The organism is Mesorhizobium sp. M7A.F.Ca.CA.004.04.2.1 (genome assembly GCF_004022825.1).
GTDB lineage: Bacteria > Pseudomonadota > Alphaproteobacteria > Rhizobiales > Rhizobiaceae > Mesorhizobium.
On sequence record NZ_RZPH01000380.1, the window covers coordinates 1 to 5,238 of the forward strand.

4 protein-coding genes and 1 pseudogene are annotated in these 5,238 nt (G+C 62.4%); 1 reads left to right on the top strand and 4 read right to left on the bottom strand.

All coding sequences use genetic code 11. The features are described from left to right. Together EN893_RS17775 and EN893_RS17780 are read right to left on the bottom strand one after the other, a co-directional pair. Positions 1-534: pseudogene (locus tag EN893_RS17775) on the bottom strand (magnesium transporter); the annotation flags it as partial. A 273-nt stretch (positions 535-807) separates the two neighbouring features. Then, entirely contained in the window at positions 808-2,712 is a 1,905-nt protein-coding gene (locus EN893_RS17780; RefSeq protein ID WP_164749012.1) for an ABC transporter ATP-binding protein/permease, read from the bottom strand. A gap of 602 nt (positions 2,713-3,314) precedes the next feature. Here EN893_RS17780 and EN893_RS17785 point away from each other — a divergent pair. Continuing rightward, positions 3,315-3,752, top strand: coding sequence for a hypothetical protein (locus EN893_RS17785; RefSeq protein ID WP_127272122.1), 438 nt, complete (start codon positions 3,315-3,317; stop codon positions 3,750-3,752). A gap of 37 nt (positions 3,753-3,789) precedes the next feature. Here the strand turns inward: EN893_RS17785 and EN893_RS17790 are convergent, their stop codons facing one another. Both EN893_RS17790 and EN893_RS17795 read right to left on the bottom strand, forming a co-directional pair. Beyond that, positions 3,790-4,470, bottom strand: coding sequence for a DsbA family protein (locus EN893_RS17790; RefSeq protein WP_127272639.1), 681 nt, complete (start codon positions 4,468-4,470; stop codon positions 3,790-3,792). A gap of 17 nt (positions 4,471-4,487) precedes the next feature. Next, positions 4,488-5,238, bottom strand: a 751-nt coding sequence (locus tag EN893_RS17795; RefSeq protein WP_245490856.1) for an ABC transporter substrate-binding protein, incomplete at its 5' end; no start/stop codon positions are given.

Genomic DNA, 5,238 nt, shown 5'->3' on the forward strand with positions numbered 1-5,238 from the left:
CAGGCCCGTCGAGCGCACGAGCAGGTGCGTCTGCGGATCGACGAGATAGATCGCGTAGACGGTTTCGCGTGTCCGCTCGACCTTGCGGATGTAGTCGAGCGTCTGCCCGACGGTCCAGTCCGAGGGCACGCTGACGAACTCCGTCGTCATGATCGATGCGGCGCTGCCTTCGGGATAGCCGAGGATGGAGAGCAGGGTTGCGCGCAGCGGCGGCGCAAGCCCGCCAAGCAGCTCGGAACGGGCCGGCTCCTCCAGCTCGCGCAGGATGTCGGCGGCCCGGTCGACCGACATGGCAGTGAGCAGCTTGCCCGCCTTGGCGCGCGGCAGCGCTTCCATGAGTTCGGACGCGCCGTCGAGTTCCGGCTGGTCGAATATCTCGACCAGACGTTCGAACGTCACTTCACAGAGCAGTTCCGTCGCGGTCTCTCGAGGCTCCCTGTTGAGGGCCTCGACAATGTCGGCGACGTGATCGTTGGCTAGGATACGGGCAATCGCGACGGCTTCGTCGCTTGCCACTGTGGTAATTTCGTTCATGGCTCACTCCTTGCCGTCCGGCAGGACATGAACCATGTGAGGTCACGTCAGGGCGGACGGCTGTTGCGTTCGACTGTGACTGTCGCCAGGCATGGCGCGGTGACCTTTCCGCTTGCGGGTTCGCGTTTTTACTATCTGCAAGCGGGCGCAACATAGGAGCGCGCCTTGCCGTGTCAATCGCGGTGAGGAGGGAAAATGCCGACGAGCGGCCAAGATCGCGAGACTGTGATCGCCGACCCCCGTTCGCCTCGGCAGACCGGGGTGGAATAGCCGTTATTTCTGCTTCAGCCGGCGCGAGAAGCGCAGCCACTTGTCTTCGACCGGCCTTGGGACCGGCCTTGGCTGCACGAGAATGGTGGTGAGCTCGGCGGGCAGGGTCGGAACCAGCGGCTTCTTGGTGGCGACGCCGTCGGCGATCGCGACGATGCTGTGATAGAATTCGCTGCCGGTCATCGATCTCGGCGCAACCGCCTCGTGCATGACGCTGATCACGGTGACATCGGGGCAATTGTCCTTGATGGCCTGGTGGAAGGCGACCTTGCCATCGGGGTCGAGCGCGCCGGTCGCCTCGTCGAGGAACAGCAGCCCCGGCTGCTGCAGCACGATGCGAGCCACCACCAGCTTCTGCTTCTGGCCGCCCGACAGCACCTGGTCCCAGCTTTTGCCTTCGCGGCTTTCGTCGGCCATGTGCTCGATGAAGTCGCCGAGCCCGGCCTTGTGCAGCGCCGACGCCACCTGCGCGTCGCCATGGTCGTGCTCGGAGCCCGGCAGGCAGACCAGTTGCTTCAGCGACACGGGCTGCAGCTTGACCTCCTGGGCGGCATAGAAACTCTTCACGCCTTCGGGGAAGACGATGGTGCCGCGGCCATAGGGCCACAGGCCGTTGATCGCCTTGATCAGCGAGGTCTTGCCGCAGCCGGACTCGCCCTTCAGGAAAGTCCATTCGCCGCGCCGGAAGCGCAGATTGGCGGCGCTGAGGAAGGGCGTCGCATCCTCGCCTTGATGCGCCAGTTCGAGCTTCTGGATGGTCAAGCCGAAAACCGGGTTCTGGCTGGTGTAGTGGAAATCGGAGCGGCCGGTCTGGCTGTAGAATTCCTGCGGATGCTGGACATTCTCGATCGCGTTGGCCAGTTCGGTGACACGCTGGCTGTTGGCGCGCAACGTGGCGATGGCGGGCATGACGTGGATGAACCACGAACACTGGCCGATCAGAGAATTGACCAGCTCGGAGCCGGTTATATAGCCCTTCAGATCGAGGCGGTTGTGGATGAACGGCACGAGGCCCGGTCCATAGGCGACAATGCGCGCGCCGATGAAATTATAGATCAGCTCGAACGACATATAGACGGTGTTGACGATGTTCAGCCGCGTCCAGGTGCCGTCGATATCGACATAGAGCCGGCCATGCATGGTCCTTTGCACGCCTTCGCCCTGAGACGCCGCGACATGGAAGGAGCGGCGCAGGAACGTCGTCAGCTCGCCGCGATAGCTGCCTTCGGCCTTCTGCATCCTGACGTTGAGGCGCTCGAGCAGGCCGCCGAGCTTGACGGCGATCCATGTGTTCAGCGGCACATAGGTGGCGACGGCCAGGAAGGCGAGGATGGCGCTGCCATAGCTGCCGAGGAACTCCAGCCCCTTCACCTCGACGGAGTTTTCGAGCAGCTTCTGGCCGACGAAAAAGAGCGAGGTGGCGACGGCCAGTACGCCCATGGCGAGCCCGATGGCGCCCCCGGTCATGTCCTTGATGGATTCCTGGACACGCTGGTCGATGTTGTCGGGGGCCGGTGCGCCGCTGCCGGTCGATGCATGCTGGGCATGGAAATGCGTATGGTTGCCATCCAGCAGCGCTTCATTGAAGCGGCTGTCCAGCCAACCGCGCCATTTGCGGTGCAATGTCGCCGAGACAAGATTGCGGATGCCGGTGAAGCCAGCGTCCTTGAGTACGACCAGCAGCACGAGGACGCCGGCATTGACCAGCAGCGAGCGAAGCGGCGTGGTGTTGGCGGCGTCATGGAAGAAGGCGATCGAATTGACCAGTTCGCCGGAGGCTTCGGCGAACCAGACACCGGCCTTGCTAGACAGCGCGGTGAGCACCGCGATCACCAGCGTCAGCGTCCAGGCTTCCTTCCAGCGGTCGGAAACCCAGTAGGCCCGCATCAAGCCCCAGAAGCTGCGCATCGACGACACCGGCGTCAGAAGCGATCGCCCTGCGGCATCGCGAGGTGTTTTTTCCGGTACTGACTCTTGCGATGGTCTACCGACCCGAATCACGATCCCGCCCAAACCTTTTTTCTTTTGTTACGGATGGTAACACCAATTGATCATTTTCCATTAATTTAAAACCGGCCCGACCGGATTGCCCCGGCAGCCGTTGCCGTGAGGCAACAGATTACACGCTGAAATATAGCGACAACGGTCGGCAATAATCAAAATATCGATATTGATTTCAGATACTTGATCTTCAATAAAATGCCGTCGATGGAGCTTCCCCTGGGGAAGGCTTTCACACGGTTTCGTGAACTCGAAATCGTGTCGAGCGATCGGTTTTCTCACTGCGGACGGCCCAGAGAGCTCGAAAATTTGCGGTTCGTGACTCGCCAGGAATGCCGTGGTCGTCCTTGCCAGGGGCAGGAAGTGACGGGAGAATCGATCGAGCGGCGCGTTCCGTCTTGTCCGGTCAGCTGAGGGACTGCGTTTGACAATTCATCCACCTGGGATTGAACCTTGCCCGCCATCGTCGACACTCATGCATGTCCGGTTCTCCAACAAGGAAGCTCCCAATGCTTGCACGCGCGGCCGCAATCCTGTCCCTCTTCGCCTGGCTGCCCCTCGTACCGTTGGCGCATGCCGGCGCGCAGAGCATCCCGGCCAGCGCCGAAGGCCAGATCGAGTTCAACACGCCGTCCGGCAACATCGGCTGCATCTACACGGCCAAAGGCGGCACCGGCACCTATGAGCCAAAGGATGGCGGCCCGGAGCTGAGTTGCTCGCGCGTCGAGCCGAGCTACGTCACGATTATCCTGGGTCCGAAGGGGCCAGCCACTCTGATCAAAAACCCGGGCGAGCAGGGCTGCTGCAGCGATGTCGACAAGCTTGGCTACGGCAACAGCTGGAGCGCCGGGCCGTTCTCGTGCCAGTCGTCAACCAAGGGACTGACCTGCACCGCCACGAACGGCCATGGATTTTTCATCAGCAAGGCCAAAGCGACGGTGAAGTAACGTTTGCTGCTGTCGCGGAGAGGAGAGGGCGGTCGGCTCAGCCGGCCTTGTCCAGTTCGCCGCGCGCCTTGGCGGCCGCCACCTGGCGAATGGCATCGGCCAGCGTGTCGGCATCCTGTGCGCCCATGACCGCGTATTTGTCCTCGAGCAGGAAGCACGGCACGCCAGAAATGCCCATGCGCGACGCGGTGGCGATCTCGGTGCGCACCGCCTCGACATCGGCCTCGGTCGGCAAAAGCGTGGCGACCACGGACGCATCCATGCCGGCCTCGCGCGCCGCCTCGACCAGCACGGCATGATCGCCAATGTTTGCGCCTTCCTCGAAATTCAGCTGGAACAGCCGGCGCACAAGCCTGTTCTGAATGGCTTCGCCGGCGGCACCTGCCCAGCGGATCAGCCGATGCGCATCCAGCGTGTTCGGCGCCACCTTGATGGCGTCAAAGGCGAACGAGATGCCTTCGATTTCGCCCAGCGGCTCGATGCGGGCGTGAATCTCGCGGATGCGCTGATCACTGCCGAATTTTGCCAGCATGTATTCGCGGCGGTCCTTGCCTTCAGGCGGAATGGTCGGATCGAGCTGGAACGGCCGCCAGCGGACATGCACGTCGACATCGCCGACGGCGGCAATCGCCCTGTCGAGCCGCTTCTGGCCGATGAAGCACCAGGGGCAGACGACATCGGACACCACATCGACGGTGATGGCGTTCAATTCGCTCATCTCGATCTCCTGATCCCTCAGTTGGGTTTGCGCCACCATGTTGGCAGCTGATACCCGAATATGGGCGTCTTTTGCGGATGTTCCAGGTAGTTCCAGTAGGCAATCCATTGCTGCGTGTTGTGCTGCATCGGCACCATGTAGTTGCCGGAGATCAGCAGCCGGTCGAGAACGCGAACGGCGGCAACATAATCCTCCTTGGAGCGGGCGCGCAGCATCGCCTCGATCGCCGCGTCCACAGCCGGATCGGCGACGCCTGCGAGATTGAACGAGCCTTCCGTCCTGGCCGCGGCGGAACTCCAGCGCCCGCTCTGCTCGATGCCGGGCGACAACGAATTGTTGAAGCCGCTCGATCCGATCAGGACCTCAAAGTCGAAGCGCTGCTTGCGCGACTGGATCTGGTCGCCGTCGAGGCTGCGAATGGTGAGATCGATGCCGATCTTCTCCAGCGTGCGCTGGTAGATGCCGGCAAGGCGCTCCTCGTCCTGCGATGCGGTCAGGATTTCGAAGCTGAAGGGTTTGCCTTCGGGATCGAGCATCGTTCCATTCTGCACGTGGTAGCCGACACTTTTCAAAAGATCGAAGGCTGCCTTCAGCACGCGGCGGTCCTGGCCCGATCCGTCGGTCACCGGCGGCCGCCATGTACCGTCCATGACATCGGCCGGGACGCGGCCGGGGTAGGGCGCCAGAAGCGCTTTCTCCCTGTCGTCGGCCGGATGGCCGATCGCGGAAAGCTCGGAATTCTGCCAGTAACTCATCGTGCGCGTGTAT